The sequence below is a fragment of the Rhodococcus sp. IEGM 1408 genome, assembly GCF_033142235.1.
Lineage (GTDB): Bacteria > Actinomycetota > Actinomycetes > Mycobacteriales > Mycobacteriaceae > Dietzia.
The window spans coordinates 207662-234544 of sequence record NZ_JAWLRW010000005.1 but is presented as its reverse complement, the minus strand read 5'-3'; the positions used below and the strand labels follow the sequence as shown (position 1 = coordinate 234544).

Genomic DNA, 26883 nt, shown 5'->3' with positions numbered 1-26883 from the left:
CCCCTATGTCCCCCGCCCTCCCGCTCAAGCTCGGATACAAGGCCTCGGCTGAGCAGTTCGGCCCGCGCGACCTGGTCGAGTACGCGGTCCTGGCCGAACAGGCGGGGATGGATTCGGCCACGGTGTCCGACCACTTCCAGCCCTGGCGCCACGACGGCGGCCACGCGCCCTTCTTCCTGGCGTGGATGACCGCGGTGGGGGAGCGCACCGAGCGGCTGCAGTTGGGCACCTCCGTGCTCACGCCCACCTTCCGCTACAACCCGGCCGTGCTGGCCCAGGCGTTCGCCACCATGGCGTGCCTCTACCCGGGCCGGATCTTCCTGGGCGTGGGCACCGGCGAGGCGCTCAACGAGATCGCCACCGGTCATCAAGGTGAGTGGCCCGAGTTCAAGGAGCGGTTTGCCCGCCTCCGCGAGTCGGTCCGGCTCATGCGCGAGTTGTGGACCGGCGAGACCACCAGCTTCGAGGGCGATTTCTACACCACCAAGGACGCCTTCCTCTACGACGTGCCCGACGACGGCGTGCCGGTGTACGTCGCGGCGGGCGGCCCGGTGGTGGCCAAGTACGCCGGCCGGGTGGGCGACGGCTTCATCTGCACCTCGGGCAAGGGCATGGAGCTCTACACCGACAAGCTCCTGCCCGCCGTCGAGGAGGGCGCGAAGATCAACGACCGCGACTCCGCAGCCATCGACCGGATGATCGAGATCAAGATCAGCTACGACACCGACCCGGACCTCGCCCTGGAGAACTGCCGCTTCTGGGCGCCGCTGTCCCTGACTCCGGAGCAGAAGCACTCCGTCGACTCCCCGCGCGAGATGGAGCGCCTGGCCGACGAGCTGCCCATCGAGCAGGTGGCCAAGCGCTGGATCGTGGCCTCCGATCCGGACGACGCCGTCGAGCAGGTCAAGCAGTATGTGGACGCGGGACTGAATCACCTGGTCTTCCACGCGCCCGGCCACGACCAGAAGCGCTTCCTGGACCTGTTCAAGGCCGACCTCGAGCCGCGGCTGCGGGCCCTTGCATGACTGACGAGAACGCCGTGACCGCAGGGGGCTCCGTCCCGGGCCCGGACAAGGCCGACCTCTCCGGCCTCGAGGGGATCCTCGAGGGCGCCGACTCGGTTCGCGTCCTGCGCTATCCGCACGAGACCGAGCCGGATGAGGAGGGTGAGACCACGGAATGGCATTGCGACATCGTCGTCGTCGACAACGTCCCCGCGCCCGGGTTCACCACCTACGCCACCGTGGGGGCGCGCGAGCTGCCCACCAACGTCACGACGCCCGACGGGCGGCAGATCCGCAGTGAGTTCGTGACCGTCGGCCGCACCGGGCACCGCGCGATGGCCGACGTACTGGACGCCTGTGCGCTGGCCATCGCCACCGGCTCCATCCACGTGGCGCCGGGCGCGGTGATCCCCAACGCGGTGGGGCTGGTCGACTCCGGGCGGCGCTGCGAGCACCTGGTGCTGACCCCGCCGTTCCTCTGGCCCGAGCTGCAGGTGGTGGACGAGACCGGCGGCCCCGACGGCACCGGGCCGCTGCTCACGCGCCTGCAGGCCGTGCCCATCACCACCGCCGAGATGTCGGTGGTCGGCCGCGACGGCGCCGATGCGTTGTTCGCGATCCTCGACGCCGCCAACGCCGACGTCACCAACCCGGATCGCCCGAGCGTGGTGTGAGCATGGCGCTGCCCCGGGCGACCACGTCCTTCGCCGGCCCCGGCGGCCGCGCCGTGCGCCTGCTCGACACGGCCGCCGGGCGGATCATCATCGAGGCCACGCCGCGCGGGATCGCGCGCCTGGAGCAGGTGGGGCCCGAGGTGGGGATCGACGAGGTGGGGCCTGACCAGCCCGGGACGTGGTTCGACGTGAAACATTTCGACGACGACGACAACCAGGACAACGACGACGACGACAACCCGGACAACGACGACGACACCGACGACGACGAGGTGCGCGATCCCGACCCCGGCGCGGCGGCGGGGCTTCTGGCTCGCTTGGCCGATCAGCTCGAGGCCTACCTCGCCGGTGAGCGGCGTGAGTTCGATGTCCCCGTGGACTGGGCGGCCGCGGGCGTGCACGATGAGTTCTCGCGCGAGGCGTACCGCGAGATCCAGCACATCCCCTACGGCGAGACCTCCAGCTACGGTCAGATCAGCATCGATGCCGGCCGGCCCCGCAACGCCCGTAGAGTGGGGCGTTTGTGCACGCTGGTGCCGGTGCCATTTGTCATCCCCGTCCACCGGGTTATCCGCGCAGACGGCGGGATGGGCAACTGCCCCGAATACCGCCTGCGGCTCCTCGAGCACGAGCGGCGTAACCTCGCCGCCGCCGACCCGATCGCCTTCGCCTGATCTAGCGCGTAGCGGTGTGAAGTGTCGTACGGCGTGGCTAGGGTGGCGGCAGCCCGACCGCCGTCGAACCATCCTGGGGGATCCCATGACAGTCGGAGACGTCACCACCGAGACGCGCAACACCGTGCCGCACACCGCCGAGCCGCGCACCGGGTCTGATCCGCGGCCAGGCCGTGGCGCCAGCCCTGGGATTGATCCGCGCGCCCAAAGCGCGGCCGAGCGGTTCCTGCAGGTCCGCGGACTCACCGACCTGCTGGCGTCCCGGCTCAGCGCGGAGGACCAGATCCCGCAATCCATGACGGCCGCGAGTCCCGCCGCGTGGCACCGCGCGCACACCACGTGGTTCTTCGAGGAGTTTGTCCTGGGCGGGCTGCCGGGATATCAGTCGCCCGAGCCGATCTTCCGCTTCCTGTTCAACTCCTACTACGAGGCCGTCGGCCCGCGGCAGCCCCGGCCTGAGCGGGGGCTGATCACCCGCCCGTCGGTGGCGGAGATCGGGGCCTTCCGGGCGCGTGTGGACGAGGCCGTGGTGGCGGCGCTCGAGGCGGGCCGGATCGACGAGCGCGGGCTCGAGCTGCTCGAACTGGGCTGTAACCACGAGCAGCAGCACCAGGAGCTGATGCTCATGGACGCCAAGCATCTCTTCGCCCACAACCCGACCGACCCGGTGTATATCGAGCGGGACGCCGACCCCGCCGTGGCGGCGCCGGGGGAGACGGACTGGCTCGTCGTCGTCGAGGGGGTGGCCCAGGTGGGCGCCCCGGATCCCGCGCGCGGCGCCGGGCTCCCCAGCGACGAGTCCTCCCACGACGGGTCCACTCACGACGGGTTCTCCTACGACAACGAGCGCCCGCGCCACCGCGTGTGGATCCCCGGCGTCGAGGTCGCCACCCGCCAGGTCACGGTGGCCGACTGGAAGCGGTTCATGGCCGACGGCGGCTACCTCCGCCCCGAACTGTGGCTCTCCGACGGCTGGGCCACCGTGCGGGCCGAGGGCTGGGACGCGCCCGGCTACTGGCGGCGCGAGGGCGGCGGGCCCGCAGGTGTGGCCTCGGCCGCCGACGGTGAGTGGACCACCTTCACCCTGTCGGGCCGGCGCCTGCTCGTGGATGCCGAACCCGTCTGCCACGTCTCCTTCTACGAGGCCGACGCCTACGCCCGCTGGGCCGGCGCGCGGTTGCCCACCGAGTTCGAGTGGGAGGTCGCCACCGCCGGCTGGGAGGTCGGCGATGAGCTCGACCCCTCCCGCTGTCACCCGCGCGTGGCCGCCGAGCGCGCGATCGGCGGCGTGTGGGAATGGACCTCCAGCGCCTACCTGCCGTATCCCGGGTTCGTCACCGAGGAGGGCGCGGCGGGCGAGTACAACGGCAAGTTCATGTCCGACCAGCACGTCCTGCGCGGCGGCAGCGCGCTCACCCCGGCAGGCCACACCCGGCCTACCTACCGGAACTTCTTCCCCGCCGCGTCCAGGTGGGCGGCCACGGGCCTGAGGCTCGCGCGGTGACCGCGGGCGCACCGCGCGGGGAGACGACCGAGACCACTACCAGTTCGACGACGACGACGAGCTCCGCCGCCTCCGATGCCGCAGCCCTGGAGTCGGACCTGCGCGAGGGGTTCTTCGACGACCCGCCCACCCTGCCGCCGCGGTGGTTCTACGACGAGAAGGGCAGCCTGCTGTTCGACCAGATCACCAGGCTGGACGAGTACTACCCCACCCGGGCGGAGGCCGAGATCCTGCGGGCCCGCGCCGGGGACATCGTGGGCGCGGCGTCGACGATGGTCGAACTCGGGGCAGGGACCTGCGAGAAGACGCGGGTGCTCCTCGATGTGTTCGCGGGGGGTGCTGGCGCGGGGGGTGCTGGCGCGGCGGGTGCTGGCGCAGCGCGGTTCGTGCCCGTGGACATCAGCACGGAGATGCTCTTCGAATCCGCGCGAGCACTCGCCACCGAGTACCCGGGCCTGCGGGTCGATCCGGTCGTCGGCGACCTCACCGCTCTCGACGGGCCACTGCCGGGCGAACCGGGAGGGCGGCTGGTGCTGTTCCTCGGCGGCACCGTCGGCAACTTCGATGAGACCCAGCGCGCCGCGTTCTTTGCCATGTTGCGCGGCACGATGAGCCCGGGCGACCGCCTGGCGCTGGGATTCGACCTGGTCAAGAGCCCTCAGCGGCTGGTGGCGGCCTACGACGACGCCGCCGGCATCACCGCCGAGTTCAACCTCAACATGCTCGACGTGATCGGCCGGACCGTCGACTGCACGGGCCTCGATCGCCGCGACTTCCGGCACGAGGCGGTGTGGAACGCGGAGGAGAGCCGGATCGAGATGTGGCTGCGCGCAGTGCGCGATGTGCGAATCGACTTCCCGACGCTCGGGCGCGGGCGAGACCTGGCCGCAGGGGAGGGCATCCGCACCGAGATCGCCCGGAAATTCAAGCCTGACGCCCTGGTCGACGAGCTGGCGGATCACGGCTTCTGCGGTCAGGCGGTCTGGTCCGATGAGTCCGGCGACTTCGGGCTGGCCCTCGTCGTCGTCGACCAGGGAGCCTGACCTCTGGGTGGGCTGTCGACGCCAGATTCGTGTCGTACGTGTGTTCTATAATCTGAAGCATGGAACAGGGAGTGTGCGGCACGCACGATGCGGTGGGGCAGGGGCCGGAAGCGGCCCCGCTCGCCGACGTTCTCGCGCTCCTCGAGGCCGCCGTGGAGACCCTGTGCGGGGTCGACTGGTCAGACCATGACGCGGAGGCGCTGGTCGACGCCGTGGGGCGCGCCGAGATCGTGGCCCGCAGGCTCGAATCGGCAGGCTCGCGGGCGATGGCCGAGTTGGCAGCGCTGCACCGGCATAGGGGTCGGTCCGCCGGGGGAGTCGCGGCGATGCTGGGGGAGAAGCTGGGCCTGGCCAGAGGCGTGGTGCACGGGCGGATCGAGGCGGGCGGACGGCAGGCCACCCCGGCCGGGCGGGCGGCAGCGGGCGGGGAGATCACTTCCGAACACGAGCGGATCATCGCCAAGGCCGTCTCCGGGCTGCCCGGAACGCTGGGCGGGGCGGCCACGACCCGGTTCGCCGAGGAGCTCACGGAGTTCGCGCGCACGGTCGCTCCGGCTGAGCTGCGTGCGGAGGCGGCGCGACGAGTCGCCGTTATGTGCCCCGACCGCGGGAAGGACCGCGAGGAGCACCAGGAACGCCAGCGCTCGGCCCGACTCGGCGCGGTCCGTCCGGACGGCACCAGCACCCTCAACGTGACGCTCACACCGCGGGCCCGCGCGCTGGTGGAGCGGGCGCTGTGCGACTTCGGCGGACCAGGCAGAGTCGTGGCCTGCGAGCCCGGGTCGGACGAGCGCACCCCGGAGCAGCGGGCGCACGACGCGCTCGTGCACCAGTGGGCCCTCGGCTCGACCGTCGACCCCGCCCGGCCCAAGGGCATCGCCACCATCGTGGTGCGCGTGACGCCGGAGCAGCTCGACGATCCCACCGCGCTCGTGGAGACCGACTCCGGCACCCAGCTCAGCGTCCGGCAGGCAGTCTCCATGGCCGGGACGATGCCGTGGTTCGTCTCGCTGCTGCGCGACGGCCGCGAGGAACTGCACCGGATCGACGTCGACGCCCACCCCGACCGCCGCCTCGCCTCCGCGATCCAACGACTGGTCCTCTACGCCGCACACGGAGGATGCACTTTTCCCGGATGCACGGCACCGGCGAGAGGATGTCAGTTCCACCACGTGGAGGAGTGGTCGCGAGGCGGGCCCACCACCGTTGGCAACGGCGCGCTGGGCTGTCCGGTGCATCACGGCTTCGTCGGAGACGGCCCCTCCGCGTGGAAGACCGTCGTGAATCCGGGCTCCCCGGGGCGCTGTACATGGCTGCCACCCGGGGTCGACAGGCTCACCGATGTGTGACGACCGGTCGCCCACAGGCGAGAGCGGCGGCGCGGGCCGGAGTGGGGAAGACGCGCCCGCACGGGGTGTACGAGGTGTGCCGGACGGCTCGCACTGTCAGAATGCCCACGTGCCTGATTCCCCCGTTTCCGAGTCTTTCTCCCCTGAGTCCGCCGCACCCACGATCCCGTCCCCGGTGACCTCGAGCCCTCTCTCGTCGTCCGCGGTCTACGTCGCGGCCCCCGAGGGCGACACGGGGAAGTCGACCGTCGCGCTGGGCCTGCTGCGCATCTTCGCCGGTACCGTGCAGCGGGTCGGGGTGTTCCGTCCGGTCACCGTCGCACCACGCGTGGCTGACACCGAGCCCGCTCGCGACCGCATCGTGGAGATGCTGCTCCAGCACACCACCGTCGACCTCGAATACGAGGAGTGCATCGGCGTGACCAACGCCCGGGTGCACGAGGACCGCGACGCGGCGCTGACGGAGATCGTCGACCGATATCACGCCGTCGCCCAGCAGTGCGACGTCGTGGTGATCCTCGGAACCGACTACACCGGCGTCCCCAGCCCGACCGAGTTCGACTTCAACGCCACCGTCGCGGTCAACCTCGGTGCGCCCGTTCTCCTTGTGCTCCGCGGCGCCGACCGGACGCCTGAGGAGATCGGCACCAACGCCCGGTTGACCCTGGACGAGCTGCGGGTCGAGCACGCCCACCCGGTCGGGATCGTGGTCAACCGGTGCGTTCCGGAGGAACTGGAGACCATCCAGTCAGAGCTCGCGCCGCTGGGCCTACCCGCGTGGACGCTGCCGAGCCAGGCGCTTCTCACCGCGCCCACGATGGGTGAGCTGCTGGAGGCCGTGGACGGGACGCTCTACTCGGGTGACTCCGCGCTGCTGGACCGCGAGGTCATGGCCGTGATGGTGGGCGGGATGACCGGGGACCGGATTCTGGAGCGGTTGGTCGACGGCATGGTCGTCATCGTCCCCGCCGACCGGACCGACGCGGTCCTGGCGATCCTCGCCGCGCACGCCGCGGAGGGCTTCCCCTCGTTGGCCGGGATGATCTGGAACGGCGGACTGCTGCCGAACTCGGCGATGGACCGGCTTGTCCACGGGATGCGCTCCACGTTGCCGATCGTCTGCACCGCCCACGGCACCTATGACACCGCTCGCATCGCCGCGGACACCCGGGGACGCGTCTACTCCGGGTCCGGCCGGAAAGTCGAGACGGCGCTGAGCCTGATGGAGAAGCACGTCGACACCGAGGAGCTTCTCGCCCGCCTGCGGGTGGAGACCCCCGACGTGATGACGCCGCAGATGTTCGAGCACCAGCTCCTCGAGCGCGCCCGCGCCGACAGGCGGCACATCGTGCTGCCCGAGGGCGACGACGACCGCATCCTGCACGCCGCGGGCCGGCTGCTGCGCCGGGACGTGGCCGACCTGACGATCCTCGGCGATTCCGAGGCCGTGCGCCGCCGCGCGGACGAGCTGGGGATCGACCTGACCGGCGCGACGATCCTCGACCCGCGGACGAGCGAGCACGCCGAGCGGTTCGCGACCGAATACACCGAGCTGCGCAAGCACAAGGGCATGACCCTGGACCTGGCCCGCGACCGGATCCTCGACATCTCCTACTTCGCCACGATGATGGTGCACACCGGACTCGCCGACGGAATGGTCTCCGGCGCGGCCCACACCACCGCGCACACCATCCGGCCGGCGCTCGAGATCATCCGGACCCGGCCCGACGTCAAGACCGTCTCCAGCGTGTTCCTCATGTGCCTGGCCGACCACGTGCTGGCCTTCGGCGACTGCGCGGTGGTTCCCGACCCGACCGCCCAGCAACTCGCCGACATCGCGCTGTCGTCCGCCGAGACCGCCTCCCGGTTCGGCGTGGAGCCGCGGGTCGCGCTGCTCTCGTACTCCACCGGCGACTCGGGCAGCGGCGCGGACGTCGACAAGGTGCGCGAGGCCACCGAGATCGTCCGTACGCGCATCGCCGAGGCCGCCGCGGGTGACCCGGTGGCGGACCTCGTCGTCGACGGTCCCCTGCAGTTCGACGCCGCCGTCGACCCCACCGTCGCCGCGAAGAAGATGCCCGACTCGCCGGTCGCCGGCCGCGCCACCGTCCTGGTGTTCCCCGACCTCAACACCGGCAACAACACCTACAAGGCCGTGCAGCGCACCGCCGGGGCGGTGGCGATCGGCCCGGTTCTGCAGGGACTGCGCAAACCCATCAACGACCTCTCGCGCGGTGCGCTGATCGAGGACATCGTCAACACGGTCGCCATCACGGCCGTCCAGGCGCAGGCTGCCTCCGGGGCCCAGGAGAGCGACTCGTGACCCGCGTCCTCGTCATCAACTCCGGTTCGTCCTCGCTCAAGCTGCAGATCCTCGACACCGCCGTCGAGGCCGAGCTGGCGTGGGCGCTGGTCGAGCGCATCGGGGAGCCCTCCGGGACGCTGACCGTCCGCCGCAGCGAGCACACCGGGTCCCCGGCGGCAGAACGGACCGCTGAGGCCGGGTTCCCGGACCACTCCGCCGCGCTCGGCCGGGTGCTCGAACTGGCCGCCGAGCTCCGGGTGCACCCCACCGACCTGGGCGTCGAGGCGATCGGGCACCGCGTGGTCCACGGCGGGCCCGCCTTCCACGAGCCGGTCGAGGTCACCCCCGAGGTGGAAGCGGACATCGAGGAGCTGGAGCTGCTCGCCCCGCTGCACAACCCCGCCAACCTGCGCGGGATCCGCGTGGCCCGCGACCTGCTCCCCGGTCTGCCGCACGTGGCGGTGTTCGACACCGGTTTCTTCCACACCCTGCCCGCCGCCGCCCACACCTACGCGATCGACCGCGAGCTGGCCCGCAAGTGGGACCTGCGCCGGTACGGCTTCCACGGCACCAGCCACGAGTTCGTCTCCCGCCGCACTGCTGAGATCCTGGACCGGCCGTACGACGAGCTCAACCAGATCGTGCTGCACCTGGGCAACGGGGCCTCGGCGTCGGCGATCGCCGGCGGCCGTGCGGTCGACACCTCCATGGGCCTGACCCCACTCGAGGGCCTGGTGATGGGCACCCGTCCCGGAGACCTCGACCCCGGGCTGATCATCCACCTCATCCGCGACCGGGGCATGTCCCCGGACGACGTCTCCACCCTGCTCAACCGGAAGTCCGGCCTGGAGGGACTGGCGGGCGTGCGAGACTTCCGCGAACTGCTCAGCCGGGTCGACGACGACGACGAGGACGCGACGCTCGCCTACGACGTGGTTATCCACCGCCTGCGCCGCTATATCGGCGGTTACTGGGCGGTCCTCGGCGAGGTCGGGGCGATCACGTTCACCGCCGGGGTCGGCGAGAACGTCGCTAGCCTGCGGGCCGATGCGCTGTCCACGCTCGCCGGCTGGGGAGTGGAGATCGATCCGGAAGCCAACGAGAAGGGGTCGGGCGAGCGGATCATCTCGACCCCGGGCAGCCGGGTCGCGGTCCTGGTGGTGCCCACAGACGAGGAGTTGGCCATCGCCCGGGCATGCGATGTCGTACTCGGACTGGGCGGGTGAGCCCTCCATGCCTTGATAAGCGACGGCTTAGACGTAGGGTGTGAGGGGCTACCCGGGGTTTCGCTCGGGCCTGACGAAGCAGGACGATGCCCACTTCCGCACCCTCCCCTCGCGACACCGAGCCCGCTGACACTCCGCGGTCGGTCCGGTCGCGCGGTGGCCGGAAACGGGGACTCGTCCCGCTCGTACTCGCGATAGTCGCCACCCTGGTGCTCGGTGGGGCGTCCGTGGCGGGGGCTCTCACCGCCCCGCCCCTGGACGCGCACACCGACCTGGAGTTCTCTCTCGACGGAGCCAACTGGACTGACGCGCCTGACCTGGTCCTGGGGGCGTGGGGCTGTGACGTGTTCGGCGGGCCCGTCGTCTCCGACCCCGGAGGTGCCCTCGGCGGGACGCCGCGGGTCGAACCGTGCAGCATGTCGCCCGGGGAGTCGATCGACAGGACCTACCACGTCCGCAACGCCTCTCGGTCCGGCCGGATCGGTCGATACGCAGTCGGCGTCGGCGACTACCTGGTCTCCGGAGAGGCCGAGTTCGACGTGAGCAGCTCCATCACCGGTTCAGCCGGCGCAGACTCCCAGACCGTCACGCTCTACGGCGCCGACACTCCTCAGGCCGCCGACTCCCCGGCCCGCGGGAGTACTGTTGCCGCGCTCGACCTGGGGCCCGGCCAGTCCGCGCGGGTCGTCGACGAGGTGTCGGTGTCCCGCGATGTTCAGAACTACGCCCAGCGGCAGAGCGTGAGCCCCATGATCTGGGTGTCCTTCACCGAGACCGGGGAACTGGACACCGATCGCGACGGGCTGCCCGACCCGGTCGAGAACCAGCTCGGCACCGACCCCACCGATCCGCTCAACCGACTCCCCGACGGCACCGTGGGTCAGCACTACGGGCCCGAGCCGTTCCTGCCGACGCCCCCGGCCGGGACCGAGCTCGTCGTCGACACCCGCACCCTCCCGCCGGGCATGCGACTGGAGGACGGCGTGCTGGTCGGCACGCCCACCAGGGCCGGGACATACGACGTCGAGTTCACCGTCACCATGCCCGGCGGAGCCAGTTACACCTCGGTGCGGCGTGTGGTGATCAATTCCGTATCAGGCGGCGGATCCACGGAGCTGCCGGACTTCATCTGGCCGTTCGTCGTCTTCGGGGTGATCGGCGCGATCGTCGGCATCCTCGGGCAGACGCTCGGATTCCTGGGTGGATCGATCGGTGGTCTCCCCGGCGGGTCGATCGGATCAGGTGGACTCCCGACCGCTCCGGGCGACTCGTCTGGCTCCGGTGCGTCATCCGGAGGCTCCTCCGGTTCCGATTCGGGCCCGGACGGCACCGGTGACCCGAACGCCACCGGCGACCCGGGCGGAGCGGCGACCGACGGGGGCCGAGGCGGCCGCTCCGACGGCGGGGCCGAGTCCGGTCAGGTCGACGCGAACGCGGTGACCCCTCGCGATGGCGCGCCGTCGTCGGAGTGGACCCGCGCCAACTCGCAGGTCCGAGGCTCCCTGGCGGAGACCGGCGTCGGGGCGGCAGAGCTCGCGCTGTGGGCGCTCACCGCCGCTGCGGCCGGGGTGACGATGCTCCTGCTGGCATCTCGCCGCCGCGATCACGGCCCCGAGAGCTAGTCGCGGCAACCCAGTCGGCTCAGAACAGCGTCCGCGGCCGGATGCTGTTGGCCTGGTCCACCAGCCGGAACCGCTGCTGTCGGGTCTCGGTGGATCGCGCCAGCGTCCGCAGAACCGTCTCGGCGCCCGATCGCAGTCCGAACTCGGTGAACGGCACCCCACGCATCAGCGGTGAGGGCGACGGCTCGTTGCCGGGCAGCTGGATCCACGAGAGTGCGGTGGTCAACAGGGTGAGGCGGATCTGGAACGCCCGGTGCTCGCCGGTGGACAGGTTGGCGACGCGCCGTGCGGCCTCGCGCAGATGGTGCTCCTCGGTCTCGGCCAGGGGACGCCCCTGGCACTGCAGGAGGATCGCGGTGAGGTTGGCCAGCGCCGAGTAGCGGGAGTTGGGCGGCACCCGGTCCAGCTCCTCGATGGCCGATTTCACCTCACCGCGCCGTTGCAGCTGGCGGGCCAGCCCGAACGCGGAGCTGATCACCGACCGGTCCACCGACCACACGGTGCGGTAGAAGTGTTCGCTCGAGCGCGCCCAGCGGGTGCGGTCTCCCTCCGCGCACACGTCGAGGATCAACTCGGCGGTCGCGGCCAGGGCGAGTTTGGGGCCGTTCTCACCCGGCATGGCGGTCAGCACCTGCTGGAACTTCGGATACGCACCCATGGGTTCGCCTTTGAGTAGCGCGACCACCCCGTCGTACCAGACCAGCCGCCACTCCGAGCGCCGCCGGTGGGCGTTCTCCTCCAGCAGTGCCTCGGCCGCCGCGAGGTCGCCGCTCTCCAGGTAGGCGCGCGCCAGCGACATGATCACCCCCACGCTCTCGTGGGCCTCGGAGCTCTCGTCGGAGTACAGCTCGAGGAGGGTGTCGATCCGCTGCTCGACCGAGGTGTAGGAGGTGGCGGCCAGGATGCGCCCGGCGGGATCGGAGGACTCCATGAGCGGCACGGGCAGGGCGTCCACGAGTTCGGCGCCGGTGAGGGTGGTGTCGCGGGCGCGGCCGTCCACGAGGAAGTCGGTCGGCAGCACAGTGAAGAGGGTGCCGAACGTAGATCGCTGCGGTGAGAACACCGACGAGAAGGCCGGGTGCGGCACCCCGGTCCGCAGCGCCAGGACTTCGCGGAGGACGCCCATGAGCTGCCCGGCCATCCCGCTGGCGCTGCGGAAGCGCATGTCCGGGTCCTCGTTGGTGGAGCGCAGCAGGAACCGGTACAGCGAGTCGTACCGGCTGAACACCGGTTCCTCGACGGGGGAGGGGATCCCGTCGGCGTACCGGCCGTCCACCACGGGCAGTCGCACGATGAGCGAGGCCAGCGTGCGCCCGACGGTGTACAGGTCCGAGGCGATGGTGGGGCCGGTCTCGGGGATCTCCGGCGCCTGGAACCCGGGCGTGCCGTAGATGTGCCCGTACTCGCCCACGCCCGAGACGGCGCCCATGTCGATGAGCTTGACGTGATCCTCGGTGAGCATGATGTTCTCGGGCTTGAGGTCGTTGTAGACCAGACCCACCGAGTGCAGGTATGACAGGGCTGTCAGTGCCTCGAGGACGTACGCGATCGCCTTCTCCACCGGCAGGACCCGGCCCGGCGCCGACCGCCGCACGTCCCGCAGGCTCGGGCCGCCGACGTACTCCATGACGATGTAGCCGCCGTGCGTGGGCGAGGTGGCCCAGTCGTCGTGGATGAAGTTGTAGATACGGACGATCGACGGGTGGGAGAGCTCGGCCAGGATCTCCCGCTCGGCCACCGCCACTTCCTGCGCCTCCGCGTGGTCGGCGTGCAGCAGGCCCTTGAGCACCACCCACCGGTCGGACACGTTGTGGTCCACCGCGAGGTAGATCCAGCCCATCCCGCCGTGGGCGAGCGCACCGCGGACCTCGTACTGGTCGGCCACGATGTCACCGGTCTGGAGTTCGGGGCGGGGCAGCCGCCCCCCGGAGGCCGCACACTCGGCCTCGATCTCCTCCGGAGTGAGCATCGCCGAGGTGGGGTCCACGGGGATGATGTACGGCAGGTCCACCAGGCCCTCGGACGCCGGGCTCGGCCGGTCCTCGGGTTCGGTCGGATGGCGCAGCCGGAACGGGGCGGAGCGGTCGCCGGTGTGCCGGTCTCCGGTGGAACGTCCGCCCGTGCCGCGATCGCCGGTGGGCCGTCCACCGGTGTCGGCCGCTCCGGTCCCCCGGCGCCCGCGCGAGCCGGGGACGGATTGGGTCCGCGAATCGGGTTCGCCGTGTGCGGCCGATTCTGCGGCCGCGCCTCCAGCGGGTCCGGTGCCAGAGATGCCGGGCGCGGCAGCATCCGTCGCGGACCCCGCGGTGTCGTCGAGGAGGCCCGTCATCGAGACCGCTCCGGTGGCCGCCACCGTCCCGGTGACCTCCGTCGCCCCCGTCGCTCCCATCCCGTCGGTGGCCGCGACGGCCCCCGTGACCGCCGGCCCCGTGACCGCCGGCCCCGTGACCTCCACGGCCTCCGTCCGGAATGTGGCCTGCGTCCCGACGGTCGGCTCGTCGGCGGCGGGCCCGTCGTCCCACGCCCGGTGACTCATCGCCGCTCCTCCTGGACATAGACCGGCGCCGGCATCCCGGGGCTGGGCCCGAGCCCGGACAGCCACGTGGAGTACATCCGGTTCCACGTGCCGTCGGTCCGGATCCGCTCCAGCGTCGAGTTGACCTGCCTGACCAGCCCGTCGGTGTTCCTCTCCGGCGTCGACTTGGCGATGCCCACCCCGTACGGTTCCGCGTCCAGCCGCGGGCCCACGATCTCCAGGTACGGGTCCTGAGCGGTGATGCCCACCAGGATGGCGTCGTCGGTGGTGATCGCGTCCACCTGGTTCTGCTGGATCGCCACCAGACAGTCGGCCCACGAGTTGACCGAGAGGACCGTGAGCCGGTCCAACTCCGCCCACAACCGTGCGGCCGAGGTGGTGCCGGCCGCCACGCACACACGCCTGCCCTCGAGGTGTTCGATCTCGGTGATCCCCGAACCGCGGACCGCCAGGACCCGCTGGTACGCCTGGAAGTACGGGGCGGAGAAGGTCACCCGTTCACGCCGCGCGCACGTGATGGACATCGACCGGATCACCACGTCCACCTCGTCGTTCTCCAGCGCCTCGATCCGGTTGGCCGAGGTCAGGGACCGGAACTCGACCTGCCGGGGGTCGCCGAAGATGTCCGTGGCGATCTCCCGCGCCAGGTCCACGTCGAACCCGATGAGCTGCCCGGAGCCCGGGTCGCGGAAGGAGAACAGGTTGGAGCCCTGGTCCAGGCCCACGAGCAGGCGGCCCCGCTGTTTGATCCGCGGGACGCGCTCCTCGGGCGGCGCGTCGTCCGGGCGCAGGCTGCGCAGCGGGTCGCACGACTCGTCGTCGGCGGCCGGGGGGAGTCCGGACGGGACCTCGGTGCTGATCACGGCGCCGGCGGGGAGCGGCATCACGGCCTCCACCTGCGGGATCCCCGCCGAATCCGATTCCGCGGACGTCGGTTCCGAGTTCTGACCCGGCTCGCCGGTGCCGCCGCCCGCCTCGTCGTCGACCCCACACGCGCCGGTCATCGCCAGAGCCGCCACCAGGAGGCCCCCGGTCAGCACCTGGGCGGCCCGCCGCCCGGCGCCCCGCCGCCTCGTTCCCGGCCGTGTCCGCGTGCTCACAGGTACTCCCTGATCCGGGGCGCGATGCCCACGACCACGGCGAACGCGGCCAGGCTGGACAGCGCGATGATGAGGTCCGGCCCGTTGGAGGAGGTGCGGCGGGCGTTGTCGATGCGCGTGCGCAGGGTGTCGCGGGCCTCCTCGATGGCCTCCTGCATGGACTCGTCGTACCGGTCGAACGCCGCGCCCGAGTCGCCGTCGTCCTGGCCGGAGGAGATGGTGATGGCGCCCTGGTAGTCGCCCTGCTGGTACAGCGAGTCGGCCCGGTTCTGCGCGGCCATCCACTCGTCGAGGGCCGCGATCGCGTCGGTGACGGCGCCGCTGTCGTCCAGGCTGATGTTCCCGCCGGACGGCTCATCCGGCTCCAGGTAGACGGTCAGCGTGTTCCGGACCCCGCCCAGGATGGCCGCGCGCTCGGCCGCCGAGCCCTCGGGATCGGTCCGCCGCACCAGGTTGAGCGTCTCCTGCGCGCGGACCTTCTGGGCGTTGATCCGCTGCCGCGTGAGCTCGTTCATCGGCGCCGCGCCCTCGGACAGGCCCTTGGCGTTGTCGTTGGCGGCCAGGAACCCGGCGATCATCGTGAGCAGGAACGTGGCCACCACGAGCAGCGAGGCCAGCGCCAACGCCGGGTTGATCCGCCGGCCGGTGAGCCGCCACAGCCACTGCTGCATCAGCACCAGCACCCCGATCGCCAGGCACAGTAGGGCGAACGACCCCCAGGGCGGGGAGGACCACTCGCGGTCCGACTCGCCCACCGAACTGGACTGACGGTCGTACAGGTCGGCGGCCGCGGGCAGGATCGTGTCCTGCATCAGCGTCGACGCCGACGCCAGGTACGCCGAACCGACCGGGTTGGCCACGCGGTTGTTGGTCCGCGCGGTCTCCACGAGGCCGGTGTAGGTGGCCAACTGCGCGTTGATGTGGGCCAGCTGGTCGATCGACTCGGTGTCGCTGCGATCGAGGCCCTGGGAGGCGGCGATGATCGACGACGACGAGGTGGCGATGGCCTGGAGGTAGCGCTCCCTCAGTTCCGCGGGCTCGATTCCGCCGGTGATGAAGGCCGTGTTGGCGGCCGAGTCCGCGATGGTCAGGGAGCTGTACAGCGTCTGCGAGGCGTTGGCGACGGGCTCGACCTCGGCGAGCAGCGTCTCGTGGTAACTCTGACGCTGGGTGATGGTCTGGGACGCCACGATCCCGCCGGTCAGAATCGCGAGGATCGCCACCACCGCGAACACCGTCATCCGCCCGGGCGTGGTGAGGACGTCGTTCCAGAACTTGGCGGCGCGGCGGCGGACGGGCCGACGGGGTTGCATCCACGTGGTCCTCCCGCCGGAGAGGTCGGTCTCGGTATCAGAGCCGGAGATGGGCCCCGAGCCTGAGGCCGACGCGGGAGAGCCGGAACCGGAGCCTTTCCTGCCGGAACCGAGGCCGCTGCCGGGTCCCGACCGGGCTCTGTCGGAACCGCGGCCGCTGCTCCGCGTGAGGGTGGGCAGGTCCATCGCGCCGATCACCTCCCCGGTCCTCTTCGCGCTGTAGCCGGTGTTCCGGCGGGCGTGTGTCCCAGGTTAGTGAAGTGGCGGGGCGTCGTCGGGCAGACTGGTCGAGGAGGAAGCAGTTCCGCCCGATCCGGGGCGGATCTCCAGAGCGCGTGGAGTGGAGGACCGGTGGCCGCGAGCGAGGGTGACGGCAACGGCTGGGTGGTGTCGGCCGGCGGTGATCGGCGATGGGGCCGCTTCGGTGCCGCGGGCCTGCTCCTGCGCGCGGCCGACCCGACCGATCCCGACACCCCACTGGTCCTGCTGCAGCACCGCGCGGTGTGGACGGCCTCCGGCGACACGTGGGCGCTGCCCGGCGGCGCCCGGGATTCCTTCGAGGACGCGCCCGAGGCGGCCCTGCGGGAGACCCAGGAGGAGGCGGAGATCCGGCCCGACGACGTGATCGTTCGCGCCGTGCGCGTGACCTCGCGGATGCCCGGGACGGTGTGGCACCGGCCGGGCCTGGACATGCGGCACGTGGCCGAGATGATGCGACGGTTGCGGCCCGACCAGCACCACACCGAGAACGCCGTCGGCGCCGACGGCCGCCCCCGGACGATCCCGCCGCTGGTCCAGGAGTCGGCCGACGCGGTGGAGTGGACCTACACCACGGTCGTGGCGGACGCCCCTCACGCACTGGACACCGTCCCCAACAACGAGAGCCTGGAACTGCGCTGGGTGCCCGAGTCCCTCGTCGCCGAGCTCCCGCTGATGCCCGCGTTCGCCCAGGCCTGGGCCGACGGGCTGCGCACCGAGCCGGTGGAGCTCGTGGTGGACGTGGCCAACGTCCTGGGTTCGCGGCCCGACGGGTGGTGGAGGGACCGGGCGGGCGCCACCACGCGGCTGCTCGACGAGTTGGGCGCGGCCCTGCCCCGGACCATCGAGTTGCCGGGCGGCTTCGGCTGGGTGGCCCGCGCGCACGCGGTGATCGAGGGCGCGGCCCGCGGGGCCGAGCACTCCGGACCGCTGGTCGTCCACCGCGCCCCCGGCTCGGGCGACGACGCGATCGCCGACCTCGCCGCCGAGCTCGCTGCTGACCTCGCTGTCGGCGGGTCCCGCCGGGTGGTCGTGGTGACGGCCGACCGGGGACTGCGGGCCAGGCTGCCGGGATGCGTCCTCGTCGTCGGGCCCCGCGCTCTTCTCGGTTAGATCTCCGCCGCCGCCCGCTCAGCTCTTCGCCGCCCGCTCAGCTCTTCGCCGCCCGCTCAGGGCCGCGCCACCCGCTCAGGTCCCCGCCGCTGCACGCCGCCCGCCGCCCGGAGGCACACTGGTCCCCATGCTCCAGACCCCCACGACCCCCGAGATCCTGGTCGGCCCGATGCTGCGGTACGTCGACAGCTGCGACGCGACCGTGTGGGTCGAGGTGTCCGCGCCGTGCCTGGTCACGATCCGCGCAGGTGGCGAGGAGTTCTCCGAGCAGTCGTGGGGCGTGCACGGGCACCACTTCGCCGTACTGCACCTGCGCGACCTCGAGCAGGGCGTCGCCACGCCGTACGAGGTGACGCTCGACGGCGTGAGCGCCTGGCCCCCGGACCCCGAGCGGCCCAGCGTGATCCGCACCCCGCGCCCCGACGACACGGTGCGGCTGTCCTTCGGCTCCTGTCGTCGCGGCGAGAGCCAGACCCCGAGGTCGCTGCGCACGATCGGCGCGGACGCACTCGTCGCGCTCGCGCACCAGATGGCGCACACCGCGCGCGAGGACTGGCCCGATGCGATGCTGTTGCTCGGCGACCAGGTGTACGCCGACATCCCCAGCCAGGAGATCACCGAGCGGTTGGCGGAGCGGCGCCGGTCCGGAGGTGGGCCGCAGTCGGTGCGCGACTCCGCCGGCGCCGGGGGAGAACGCGACGTCTCCGAGGAGATCTGCGACTTCGAGGAGTACTCCTGGCTGTACCACGAGTCGTGGCGCGACCCGGACGTGCGCTGGCTGCTGTCCACCGTCCCCAGCTGCATGATCCTCGACGACCACGATCTGCGCGACGACTGGAACTCCTCGCAGTCGTGGCGCCGCGAGATGACCGCGCAGCCCTGGTGGCCCGACCGGGTCAAGGGCGCGTTCGCCAGCTACTTCGTCTACCAGCACCTGGGCAACCTCTCGCCGCACGAGCTCGCGGGCAACGAGGTGTACCAGGCCCTGCGGTGGGCCGGCTCCGACACCGAGCGCGAGCGGATCCTGTCCGACTTCGCCCTCGCCGCGGACGGTGAGGTCGGCGCCGCGCAGTGGAGTTTCAAGCGCGATTTCGGGAGCGTGCGGGTGGTGATGCTCGACGTGCGCGCCTCCCGCCACCTGGACCCGGACGACCGCCGGGTGATGGACGCCGACGAGTGGGAGTGGACGCGCGACGCGTGCCTGAGCGAGGACGTGGACCACCTGGTGATCGGCTCGTCGCTGCCGGCGTTCATGCTCCCCGCCCTGCACAACGTCGAGGGGTGGAGCGAGGCCGTGAGCCGCGACCGGCCCGACAAGCCGCTCTCCGCGCGACTGGGGGAGCGGATCCGATTGGCCGTGGACCTCGAGCACTGGGCGGCGTTCCGGAACAGCTTCGACGACCTCGTCGGGCTGCTCACCGAGGTCGCCTCCGGCGAGCACGGGCGCCCGCCCGCCTCGATCCTCGTTCTTGGCGGCGACGTGCACTGCTCCTACCTGGGGGAGGTCGACCTCACCTCGCCACTCGCGGCCGGTTCGAACACCCGGGTGCACCAGCTGGTCATGTCGCCGTTCCGCAATCCGCTACAGAAGTCGATCCGCCTGGTCAACAGGGTCTCACTGCGAGAGCCTCTCCCCACGCTCACGCGGCGGCTCTCCCGGGCGGTCGGCGTGCGGGAGCCCGAGGTGCGGTGGCGGGTCACCGACGGCATCTGGTTCGACAACGGCGTCATGACCCTGGTGATGCGCGGCCGCCGCGCGACGGTCGAGGTGGACCACGCCCACGTGGAGTGGCCCGCCCGCGGCCTGGGTAGGTTCCTCACCCTGGTGCCGGGGTTGGCGCCCGACTCCTGGGGACGACGACGACGACGAGGCGGAGACTCCCTGGAACGCAAGCCCCGCCAGGTTCTGCGCAGGACCCTGACCAAGGAGCTCTCCGGCTGACCTGATTCGGTCACCCGGTCGGCCGGTCACCCGGTCGGCCGGTCGGCCGGTCGAGGCCCGGGAGCCGGCGCCCACCCGGCCTCCGGCTGTCACGACGGCAGGGCAGACCGGAGCTCGCGCGCGGCGGCGGTGGCGTCGGCGGCGCCGGTGATCGCCCGGACCACCACCACGCGATCCGCGCCCGCGGCCAGCACCTCGGGCAGGTTCCGGAGGTCGATGCCGCCGATCGCGAACCACGGTTTGATCGCCGCATCTCTGAGTTCAGCCGCTGGCCGCGTCGCCGGCGTCGAACCGAGCTCGCCCGCCGGTCCCGCCAGTCCCGCCGCGTGCCGGACCAGGTCCAGGCCCGGTGCGTGTCGGCCGGGCTTGGTCGGGGTGGGCCAGACCGGACCGGTGCAGAAGTAGTCCACGCGCGGGTCCGCAGCCGCCGCGTCGACCTCGTCCGCGGCGTGGCAGGAGCGGCCGATCACCACGTCGCCGCCCACGATCCGGCGCGCCCACACCAGCGGCAGGTCGTCCTGGCCCAGGTGGAGGACGTCGGCGCCGGAGGCGGCGGCCACGTCGGCCCGGTCGTTGACGGCGAGCAGCGCGCCGTACTCGTCGCACACCTCCCGCATCACCGTCAGGGCCCGCAACTCGTGGGCGGCTTCGAGGGGGCCGCTCTCGCGCTCGCCGGCGGAGTTCTTGTCGCGCAGCTGCACGATGTCCACTCCGCCCGCCACCGCTGCGGCGATGTCCCTGCGCAGCGCCGGGAACTCGCCCGACCACCCCTCGGTGCGGGCCTGGTCGTCGAGGTGTCGGCGCGCGTCCGTGCACAGGTAGAGGCGGGCACCCGAGAGGCGGGAGCGGAGGTGATCGGCGCGGGCGGTCATGCTCGCAACCGTAGGCGATCGCGCCGCTGAGACCCTGATGGCTAATAGGCTGGCCGCCGTGATCGTCGACCCCGGCCCCCCTGTTGGCCCCGGCACGCCAGTCGACACTGGCCCTCCCGACTCTGGCCCCACACTGCGCCGCGTCGCCGTCGTCGGCGGGTCGGTGATCGGTCTGGCCTGCGCGTGGGCGGTCGCGCGCGCCGGGGTCGCCCGGGAGGTCGTCATCCACGAGCCCGACGACGCCGGACCCGATGGTGTCCCCACCTCGAGCGCAGCATGGGTGGCCGGCGGCATGCTCGCGCCGTTCAGCGAGGCGTGGCCGGGAGAGGAGGCGGCGTTCGCGCTCGGAGTGGATTCCCTGCGCCGCTGGCCGGACTTCCTGCGCGATCTCCAGCCGCACCACCGGCCCGGACCGCCGATCCGCACCGCCACGCACACGCATCTGCTGGCCGTCGATGACGCCGATTCCCGCGACCTCGACATGGCCATGGCCTGGGCCGCGCGCCAAGCCGGACCCGCCCGCGCCACCGAGGCCGATGTGCGCCGGGTGACCCGCCGCGAGCTCCGCGAGGCCGAACCGTCCCTGGCCCGCGTCGCCCGCACCGTCTATCGCATGGACACCGAGAGCGCGGTCGACAACCGATTGCTGCTCGCCGCGCTCACCCGGGCCTGCCACGCCGAGGGCGTGACGTGGGTGCGGGGCGCCGTCGCCGTACTCGACGACGTCGAGGCGGACCGGGTCGTCCTGGCCGCCGGCGCCGGCTCGGCCGATCTCGCCGGACTGCCGGTGCGCCCCGTCAAAGGGGAGGTCCTGCGACTGCGCATCCGGCCGGGATGCGAGGAGCCGCCCCGCGGGGTCGTCCGCGCGTTCGTCCGCGGGCGGCCGCTGTATCTGGTCCCGCGGGACGGGGGCCTGGTCGTGGGCGCCACCCAGTACGAGCACGGCGAGGACCGGCAGGTCACCGTCTCCGGGGTGCGCGACCTCCTCGCCGACGCCGAGACGGTCTTCCCCGGGGTGGGGGAGTACGAACTGGCCGAGGCCATCGCGGGGCTGCGGCCGATGTCGCCGGACAATCTCCCGTTCCTCGGCGTCGACCCGGACGACCCGAGGGTCGTGCACGCCACCGGACACGGCCGCAACGGGATCGCGCTCACCCCGGTGACGGCCGCGACCGTGGCCGCGCAGTTGCAGGGCAGGCCCGTCCCGGCGGCGGCTCAGGCGGCCTCGCCCGATCGATTCTCCCGAGCGGCTGAACCGATTCGCTCGACCGATCAGCCAGACCGATCAGCCAGACCGATCAGCCCGACCGATTCGCCCGTGGGATGAGACGCAATCACGGCCCGACTACGGTGGGCAGTACCGGTAAGACTTCTGCAGGGGAGGCCTCTTGATCGTCACCGTGAACGGCCAGGACCACACACTCGTCGACGGTGCGACCGTCCGCGCACTGGTCACCGCGCTCGATCTTCCCGATGAGGGCGTGGCCGTGGCCGTCGACGGCGTCGTGGTCCCCAGTTCGGGCTGGGACGAGGCCCGGCTGGACGCGGGCGCCGAGGTGGACGTCCTCACGGCGGTCCAGGGTGGCTGAGCCGGACGGGAGGGCATCCGGCCCCGCCGCGGTGCTGGACTCGCCGCTCGTGATCGCGGGCGAGGAGCTGGGCTCCCGCCTCATCATGGGTACCGGCGGCGCCGGCAACCAGGAGATCCTGCGGGAGGCCCTGATCGCATCCGGGACCGCTATGACCACGGTGTCGATCCGCAAGGTCGACCTGCGGCAGGGCTCGGACGGCCTGGGCCTGCTCGGGCTGCTCCGCGAACTGGGCATCCGGCCGCTGCCCAACACCGCGGGCTGTCGCGGGGCCGCCGAGGCCGTCAAGACCGCTCGGCTCGCCCGGGAGGCGCTCGGCACCAACTGGGTCAAGCTCGAGGTGATCGCCGACGAGCGCACGCTCCTGCCCGACGCGATCGAGTTGGTGGAGGCCGCGGAGGACCTGGTCGACGACGGATTCGTCGTCCTGCCCTACACCACCGACGACCCGGTCCTGGCCCGCCGACTCGAGGACGTGGGGTGCGCCGCGGTCATGCCGCTGGGCGCCCCGATCGGCACCGGGCTGGGCATCTGCAACCCGCACAACCTGGAGATGATCGTCGAGCGCGCCGGCGTCCCGGTGATCTGCGACGCCGGGATCGGCACCGCCTCCGACGCCGCCCTGGCCATGGAACTGGGCTGCGACGGCGTCCTGCTGGCCACCGCCGTGACGCGTGCCGAGAACCCGCCACTCATGGCCGCCGCGATGCGCGAGGCCGTCCGCGCAGGTCATGCCGCTCGGGCCGCCGGGCGGATCCCCAAGCGATTCTGGGCGCAGGCCTCCAGCCCGCCGGTGGACTGACCGCACGTCAGAGCGAGCCCGGGGACCCGTGCGGCTGCCACTGCGCCTGGTGATCCGCGCGGTTGCTACGCGCCTGCTACTCCGCGCGACGCGGCACCCGCCGCACGCCGATCCCGCCCATCAGCGCCAGGCCCGTCACCCTGACCCGGGGCGCCCCGGGCGGCGCCTGCCGGACCGGGCGCGGATCCGACTTCCACGCGCCCGATTCCTCGCCGAACCCGCCCATCAGGCCGAGGCCCTCCACCTCGAGATGGATGTCGTCGGGCACGATGATCTCGATTCCGCCCATGATCGCGAAGGCGCGAATGGTGGTCTCGTGCGCCTGCAGGCCGGCCGCGCGCAGATCGAGCTGGATCCCGCCCATGAGGGCGAACGCGGTGTGCTCGGCCGGCACCGTCCACACCCCCTTCCGCTCGCTCCCGCCCAGGATCGCCAGCGACGTCGCCGGGCCGCTCCCTCCGGTGATCCGTCGCAGCGGCGACTCCGGGGAGTCGATTCCGGGGTGGGCTCCGAGACCGGCCCCGGGGAGGGCGTCGAACTCCCGGCGGGGAGTGGGCAGGTCCCGCGTGATCTCAGCCAGGTCGGACCGGAACCGCGCCGCGTACACCCTCGCGGTGCGCTCATCGAACTCCGCGAGCGTCAGGCGGCCCTCCGCGTACGAGTCCTGAAGGAACCGCGCGGTCGCCTCACGCTCGGCGTCAGAGGCACGGAGGGACGGGAGGTGACTGTCGGGGTCGGGCGGGCCGTCGTCCATGGGTTCGAGGATAGGCGCGGCCCGGCCTGAGCGGGCGCTGAGTGGGTGGGCACCTGCTCCCGGAACCCCGGCAGGCACACTGGGGGCCATGATCGAGGTACGAAACCTGACAAAACGATTCGGCGCGTCCACCGCCGTCGACGACCTCAGCTTCACCGTCCGACCGGGTGTGGTCACCGGCTTCCTCGGCCCGAACGGGGCCGGCAAGTCCACCACCATGCGCATGATCGTCGGACTGGACACCCCCACGTCCGGTGAGGCGCTGATCAACGGCACGCCCTACCGCGAGCTCGAGCACCCGTCGCACACCGTCGGCTGCCTGCTCGACGCGTCCTGGACCCACGCCAACCGGACCGCCGGCGCACACCTCAAGGTGATCGCCGCAGCGGGCGGGCTACCCGCCACCCGCGTCGACGAGGTGCTGGCACTGGTGGGCCTGACCGATGTGGCGGGCCGCAAGGTGGGCGGGTATTCCCTGGGCATGCGGCAGCGGCTCGGCCTGGCCACCGCCATGCTCGGCGATCCGGAAGTGTTGATGTTCGACGAGCCCGTCAACGGCCTCGACCCCGAGGGCATCCTCTGGATCCGCCGCTTCATGCACGCCCGCGCCGCCGAGGGTCGGACGGTGCTCGTCTCGTCCCACCTGTTGTCGGAGATGTCCCAGACGGCGCAGGACCTCGTCGTCATCGGTCGCGGAAAACTCCGCGCACAGACCTCCGTCGAGGAGTTCCTCTCCGCCGCGGCGTCCAGCGTCATCCTCCGGACACCGCACGTCGACGAGTTCACCGCCGCCGCGCCCGGCGAGGGCTTCACCGCCGCCTTCGACGCTCAGACGGGCGAGTTCACGATCGAGGGGCTGCGGGCCCCGCAGGTCGGCGACCTCGCCGCGAGCCTGGGGATCACTGTCCACGAACTGCGCGAGAAGCGGGCGTCACTCGAGGAGGCCTTCATGGCACTCACCGACCAGGACGTCGAGTACCACGGTCAGGAGACCACCCCATGAACTTGCTGAAGTCCGAGTGGATCAAGGCCACCACCACCAAGAGCATGTACTGGCTGTACGGCCTCGGGATCGCCCTCGCTGTGGGCCTGGCCATCATCATCGGCCAGTTCGAGCAGCCCTCGACAGGGGAGCCGATGGCCGGGGAGCCCGGCGGCGGCAGCGATCCGCTGTTCGCGATCCTGGGTGTCAGCGTGTTCACCGTCACCCTGGCCTGGATCGCGGCGATCGTCGCGGTGACCGGCGAATACCGCTACCACACGGTCAAGGCCACCTTCCTGACCACGCCGTCGCGGTGGCCGGCCGTGCTCGCCAAGACAGCGCTGTTCACGGTGATGACCATGGTCGTGACCGCGGTCGCCGTGATCATCTCGCTCCTCGTGGCGGGAGCATTGTCCGGTCAGGACTCGTGGACCCCGTTCTCGGGCGATGGCCTGGGCTACCTGCTGCGCTTCCCCGTCTACGCGGGGCTCGGCACCATCGCGGTGATGGGCCTGGCGTACATCATGCGCAACGCCGCCGGCACCATCTCGCTGTTCCTGGTGTGGACGCTCGCGCTGGAGGGCATGGTCGCGCTGATCCCCCGGGTCGGGCAGGACATCGCCGGCTGGATGCCGTTCGCCAACGGTGACTTCTGGACCCAGGGGGAGAGCGTGCGGGGCAACATCACGTGGGGCGAGTGGTCGGCCTTCGCCTGGTTCGCGGCGGTCTGCGTGGTGCTGTGGATCGTGGGCCTGGTGATCGTCCAGCGCCGTGACGCCTGAGTTCGTGCGCCGGAAACGGGCTGGCCGCGAGCACCCTGACGGGTAGGCTCACAGGGATTATCACGGTCGGCCCAAAGGAGTCCTGATGTCTGCCGAAGTGTCGCTGAAACTGATCCACAACACCTCTAGAGACCGGTTTGAGCTGTGGGACGACGAGACCTTCATGGGCTTGGTCGGCTATGAGAAGGACGGCGACGTCTACATCCTTCTCCACACCGTCATCGAGGAGAGGTTCGGCCAGCAGGGCATCGCCCGCTTGCTGGTGAGCCTGGTGCTCACCCGCATGCGGTTGGACGGCGTCAGGATCCGTCCGGTCTGCAGCTACGTGCGTCGTTTCCTCGTCCGTTTCCCCGAATACCAACTCCTCGTCGACCACAGCTGACGGCCACCCACCCGTAAGGAACACCGTGACCTACCCGCCGCAGAACGGCCCGTCCGGGCAGAACGCCGGATCCGGCTACACCGACTACTCGGCGCAGCCCGGTCATGCGGGTCCGGGTGGGTACGCCGGTCAGGGTGGGTACGGCGTCCAGTCGTCGTTCGGCGCCCACACCGACTACCAGGCGAGCCCATCGGGGCGCCCCGGCCCGCCTTCCAACGTCGGCTGGGCCGTGGCCTCGATCCTGTTCTTCTGGCCGCTGTCCTTCGTGGCCATGACCCGTGCTCTCGAGGTCCACCCGCTGTGGGCGGCTGGCCGCCACGCCGAGGCCGAGGCCGCGAGCGCGTCCGCCAAGAAGCTCGGCATGATCTCCATTGCGATCGTCGCGGTGCTCTTCGTGTTGTACATCGTGTTCTTGATCGCGATGGTGGGCCTGGCGGCCTCGGGCTACTAGAACCCCGGACTGACCCGCCCCTGGAGGCTCTCGGCCTGAGATCGTCGGCCTGAGATCGTCAGACCGGGATCGTCAGACCGGGATCGTCAGACGAGGCCCACAATCGGTGCCTCGATCGCGGGGCACGTATCCATCACCACGTCCAGGCCGGCATCCGCGGCCCGTCGCGCCGCGGCCTCGTCGACCACGCCGAGCTGGAGCCACACGGCCCTCGCGCCCCGGGCGATGGCCTCATCCACGACGGCGCCCGCGAGCTCGGAGTTGACGAATACGTCCACGACGTCGATCTCGCCGGGCACCTCCGCCAGACTCGCGTACCCCTGCTGGCCGTGAACTGTTTCGGCCTTCGGATGGACCGGCACGATCTCGTGGCCGAGGTCCCTGACGTACGCGGCGATCCCGTACGCGGTGCGATCTGAGTTCGCGGACAGGCCCACCACGGCCCACCGCCCCTTCTCGGAGAGCAGGCGTTTGACGACGGCCGGATCATTGGTGTGGCTCATGCCCACTGCAAGGCGCGCCGCCCGGCAAACATTCCCGAGCCCCGCCCTGCCCGCCCTGCCCGCCCCGCCCGCCCCGCCCGCCCCGCCCGGGGACGCACCGCTA

Annotated in this window: 24 protein-coding genes; 18 read left to right on the top strand and 6 right to left on the bottom strand. The window is 71.6% G+C overall.

The annotated features are described in order from the left end of the window. The first annotated feature begins 5 nt into the window (after positions 1 to 5). The 9 genes from fgd to R4P08_RS10335 all read left to right on the top strand — a co-directional run bounded on the left by fgd (position 6) and on the right by R4P08_RS10335 (position 11401). Positions 6 to 1025 carry a glucose-6-phosphate dehydrogenase (coenzyme-F420) gene (gene fgd, locus R4P08_RS10375; protein WP_317813739.1) on the top strand — a complete coding sequence of 340 codons (1020 nt, stop codon included), beginning with the start codon at positions 6 to 8 and terminating at the stop codon, positions 1023 to 1025. Further along, the gene (locus tag R4P08_RS10370) at positions 1022 to 1678 is read left to right on the top strand and encodes a suppressor of fused domain protein (protein ID WP_317813738.1); all 657 of its coding nucleotides are present in this window, start codon (positions 1022 to 1024) and stop codon (positions 1676 to 1678) included. The genes fgd and R4P08_RS10370 overlap by 4 nt, the downstream gene beginning before the upstream one ends. A gap of 2 nt (positions 1679 to 1680) precedes the next feature. Further along, complete coding sequence (locus R4P08_RS10365; protein WP_317813737.1) at positions 1681 to 2352, top strand: methylated-DNA--[protein]-cysteine S-methyltransferase; 672 nt, start codon at positions 1681 to 1683, stop codon at positions 2350 to 2352. An 85-nt stretch (positions 2353 to 2437) separates the two neighbouring features. After that, on the top strand, positions 2438 to 3856 hold the full coding sequence (egtB, locus tag R4P08_RS10360) for an ergothioneine biosynthesis protein EgtB (RefSeq protein WP_317813736.1): 1419 nt from the start codon (positions 2438 to 2440) through the stop codon (positions 3854 to 3856). Further along, positions 3853 to 4899: an L-histidine N(alpha)-methyltransferase gene (egtD, locus tag R4P08_RS10355; RefSeq protein WP_317813734.1), complete on the top strand. Its 1047-nt coding sequence runs from the start codon at positions 3853 to 3855 to the stop codon at positions 4897 to 4899. Before egtB ends, egtD begins: the two co-directional genes overlap by 4 nt. A 59-nt stretch (positions 4900 to 4958) precedes the next feature. Beyond that, positions 4959 to 6248: an HNH endonuclease signature motif containing protein gene (locus R4P08_RS10350; protein ID WP_317813733.1), complete on the top strand. Its 1290-nt coding sequence runs from the start codon at positions 4959 to 4961 to the stop codon at positions 6246 to 6248. Positions 6249 to 6423: 175 nt separating this feature from the next. Continuing rightward, complete coding sequence (pta, locus tag R4P08_RS10345; RefSeq protein WP_317813822.1) at positions 6424 to 8571, top strand: phosphate acetyltransferase; 2148 nt, start codon at positions 6424 to 6426, stop codon at positions 8569 to 8571. After that, complete coding sequence (locus tag R4P08_RS10340; protein ID WP_317813732.1) at positions 8568 to 9779, top strand: acetate kinase; 1212 nt, start codon at positions 8568 to 8570, stop codon at positions 9777 to 9779. The genes pta and R4P08_RS10340 overlap by 4 nt, the downstream gene beginning before the upstream one ends. Before the next feature lie 86 nt (positions 9780 to 9865). Then, entirely contained in the window at positions 9866 to 11401 is a 1536-nt protein-coding gene (locus R4P08_RS10335) for a thrombospondin type 3 repeat-containing protein (protein WP_317813731.1), read from the top strand. A 19-nt stretch (positions 11402 to 11420) separates the two neighbouring features. On the opposite strand, the gene R4P08_RS10330 is transcribed toward R4P08_RS10335, so the two are convergent. The 3 genes from R4P08_RS10330 to R4P08_RS10320 form a co-directional block, all read right to left on the bottom strand. Next, the gene (locus tag R4P08_RS10330) at positions 11421 to 13937 is read right to left on the bottom strand and encodes a serine/threonine protein kinase (protein ID WP_317813730.1); all 2517 of its coding nucleotides are present in this window, start codon (positions 13935 to 13937) and stop codon (positions 11421 to 11423) included. Beyond that, positions 13934 to 14941 carry a glutamate ABC transporter substrate-binding protein gene (locus R4P08_RS10325; protein WP_317813821.1) on the bottom strand — a complete coding sequence of 336 codons (1008 nt, stop codon included), beginning with the start codon at positions 14939 to 14941 and terminating at the stop codon, positions 13934 to 13936. Before R4P08_RS10325 ends, R4P08_RS10330 begins: the two co-directional genes overlap by 4 nt. Positions 14942 to 15033: 92 nt before the next feature. After that, positions 15034 to 16350: a hypothetical protein gene (locus R4P08_RS10320; RefSeq protein ID WP_317813729.1), complete on the bottom strand. Its 1317-nt coding sequence runs from the start codon at positions 16348 to 16350 to the stop codon at positions 15034 to 15036. A 351-nt stretch (positions 16351 to 16701) separates the two neighbouring features. On the opposite strand from R4P08_RS10320, the gene R4P08_RS10315 reads away from it, so the two are divergent. Together R4P08_RS10315 and R4P08_RS10310 are read left to right on the top strand one after the other, a co-directional pair. Further along, a complete protein-coding gene (locus R4P08_RS10315) occupies positions 16702 to 17721 on the top strand; it encodes an NUDIX domain-containing protein (RefSeq protein WP_317813728.1) in 1020 nt (339 codons plus the stop codon). A 127-nt stretch (positions 17722 to 17848) separates the two neighbouring features. Then, positions 17849 to 19663, top strand: a complete 1815-nt coding sequence (locus tag R4P08_RS10310) for an alkaline phosphatase D family protein (RefSeq protein WP_317813727.1) — start codon at positions 17849 to 17851, stop codon at positions 19661 to 19663. An 89-nt stretch (positions 19664 to 19752) separates the two neighbouring features. Here R4P08_RS10310 and R4P08_RS10305 read toward each other — a convergent pair whose 3' ends face one another. Further along, positions 19753 to 20535 carry a thiamine phosphate synthase gene (locus tag R4P08_RS10305; RefSeq protein ID WP_317813726.1) on the bottom strand — a complete coding sequence of 261 codons (783 nt, stop codon included), beginning with the start codon at positions 20533 to 20535 and terminating at the stop codon, positions 19753 to 19755. Between the two features lie 37 nt (positions 20536 to 20572). Here R4P08_RS10305 and thiO point away from each other — a divergent pair, with 37 nt between their 5' ends. From thiO to R4P08_RS10290, 3 genes are all read left to right on the top strand, one after another. Next, entirely contained in the window at positions 20573 to 21862 is a 1290-nt protein-coding gene (gene thiO, locus R4P08_RS10300) for a glycine oxidase ThiO (protein ID WP_317813725.1), read from the top strand. A gap of 61 nt (positions 21863 to 21923) precedes the next feature. Continuing rightward, on the top strand, positions 21924 to 22124 hold the full coding sequence (gene thiS, locus R4P08_RS10295) for a sulfur carrier protein ThiS (protein WP_317813724.1): 201 nt from the start codon (positions 21924 to 21926) through the stop codon (positions 22122 to 22124). A 31-nt stretch (positions 22125 to 22155) separates the two neighbouring features. Then, positions 22156 to 22926, top strand: coding sequence for a thiazole synthase (locus R4P08_RS10290; RefSeq protein WP_317813820.1), 771 nt, complete (start codon positions 22156 to 22158; stop codon positions 22924 to 22926). Positions 22927 to 23002: 76 nt separating this feature from the next. Here the strand turns inward: R4P08_RS10290 and R4P08_RS10285 are convergent, their stop codons facing one another. Beyond that, positions 23003 to 23680: a DUF1707 domain-containing protein gene (locus R4P08_RS10285; protein WP_317813723.1), complete on the bottom strand. Its 678-nt coding sequence runs from the start codon at positions 23678 to 23680 to the stop codon at positions 23003 to 23005. Positions 23681 to 23768: 88 nt separating this feature from the next. On the opposite strand from R4P08_RS10285, the gene R4P08_RS10280 reads away from it, so the two are divergent. The 4 genes from R4P08_RS10280 to R4P08_RS10265 all read left to right on the top strand — a co-directional run bounded on the left by R4P08_RS10280 (position 23769) and on the right by R4P08_RS10265 (position 26277). Next, positions 23769 to 24683, top strand: coding sequence for an ABC transporter ATP-binding protein (locus R4P08_RS10280; protein ID WP_317813722.1), 915 nt, complete (start codon positions 23769 to 23771; stop codon positions 24681 to 24683). Further along, entirely contained in the window at positions 24680 to 25444 is a 765-nt protein-coding gene (locus R4P08_RS10275; RefSeq protein ID WP_317813721.1) for an ABC transporter permease subunit, read from the top strand. The genes R4P08_RS10280 and R4P08_RS10275 overlap by 4 nt, the downstream gene beginning before the upstream one ends. Positions 25445 to 25529: 85 nt before the next feature. Further along, the gene (locus R4P08_RS10270; protein ID WP_317813720.1) at positions 25530 to 25826 is read left to right on the top strand and encodes a GNAT family N-acetyltransferase; all 297 of its coding nucleotides are present in this window, start codon (positions 25530 to 25532) and stop codon (positions 25824 to 25826) included. Positions 25827 to 25851: 25 nt separating this feature from the next. Beyond that, positions 25852 to 26277, top strand: a complete 426-nt coding sequence (locus R4P08_RS10265; RefSeq protein WP_317813719.1) for a CD225/dispanin family protein — start codon at positions 25852 to 25854, stop codon at positions 26275 to 26277. 86 nt (positions 26278 to 26363) lie between these two features. Here the strand turns inward: R4P08_RS10265 and R4P08_RS10260 are convergent, their stop codons facing one another. Beyond that, entirely contained in the window at positions 26364 to 26780 is a 417-nt protein-coding gene (locus R4P08_RS10260) for a CoA-binding protein (protein WP_317813718.1), read from the bottom strand. Positions 26781 to 26883: the final 103 nt, after the last annotated feature.

Coding starts and splice junctions, on each gene's coding strand:
- thiO (WP_317813725.1), top strand. CDS start 20,573: ATGGCTAATAGGCTGGCCGCCGTGATCGTCGACCCCGGCCCCCCTGTT.
- R4P08_RS10305 (WP_317813726.1), bottom strand. CDS start 20,535: ATGACCGCCCGCGCCGATCACCTCCGCTCCCGCCTCTCGGGTGCCCGC.
- R4P08_RS10370 (WP_317813738.1), top strand. CDS start 1,022: ATGACTGACGAGAACGCCGTGACCGCAGGGGGCTCCGTCCCGGGCCCG.
- R4P08_RS10320 (WP_317813729.1), bottom strand. CDS start 16,350: ATGCAACCCCGTCGGCCCGTCCGCCGCCGCGCCGCCAAGTTCTGGAAC.
- R4P08_RS10365 (WP_317813737.1), top strand. CDS start 1,681: ATGGCGCTGCCCCGGGCGACCACGTCCTTCGCCGGCCCCGGCGGCCGC.
- R4P08_RS10270 (WP_317813720.1), top strand. CDS start 25,530: ATGTCTGCCGAAGTGTCGCTGAAACTGATCCACAACACCTCTAGAGAC.
- R4P08_RS10285 (WP_317813723.1), bottom strand. CDS start 23,680: ATGGACGACGGCCCGCCCGACCCCGACAGTCACCTCCCGTCCCTCCGT.
- R4P08_RS10280 (WP_317813722.1), top strand. CDS start 23,769: ATGATCGAGGTACGAAACCTGACAAAACGATTCGGCGCGTCCACCGCC.
- R4P08_RS10325 (WP_317813821.1), bottom strand. CDS start 14,941: ATGACCGGCGCGTGTGGGGTCGACGACGAGGCGGGCGGCGGCACCGGC.
- R4P08_RS10330 (WP_317813730.1), bottom strand. CDS start 13,937: ATGAGTCACCGGGCGTGGGACGACGGGCCCGCCGCCGACGAGCCGACC.
- R4P08_RS10350 (WP_317813733.1), top strand. CDS start 4,959: ATGGAACAGGGAGTGTGCGGCACGCACGATGCGGTGGGGCAGGGGCCG.
- R4P08_RS10310 (WP_317813727.1), top strand. CDS start 17,849: ATGCTCCAGACCCCCACGACCCCCGAGATCCTGGTCGGCCCGATGCTG.
- egtB (WP_317813736.1), top strand. CDS start 2,438: ATGACAGTCGGAGACGTCACCACCGAGACGCGCAACACCGTGCCGCAC.
- R4P08_RS10335 (WP_317813731.1), top strand. CDS start 9,866: ATGCCCACTTCCGCACCCTCCCCTCGCGACACCGAGCCCGCTGACACT.
- fgd (WP_317813739.1), top strand. CDS start 6: ATGTCCCCCGCCCTCCCGCTCAAGCTCGGATACAAGGCCTCGGCTGAG.
- R4P08_RS10275 (WP_317813721.1), top strand. CDS start 24,680: ATGAACTTGCTGAAGTCCGAGTGGATCAAGGCCACCACCACCAAGAGC.
- R4P08_RS10260 (WP_317813718.1), bottom strand. CDS start 26,780: ATGAGCCACACCAATGATCCGGCCGTCGTCAAACGCCTGCTCTCCGAG.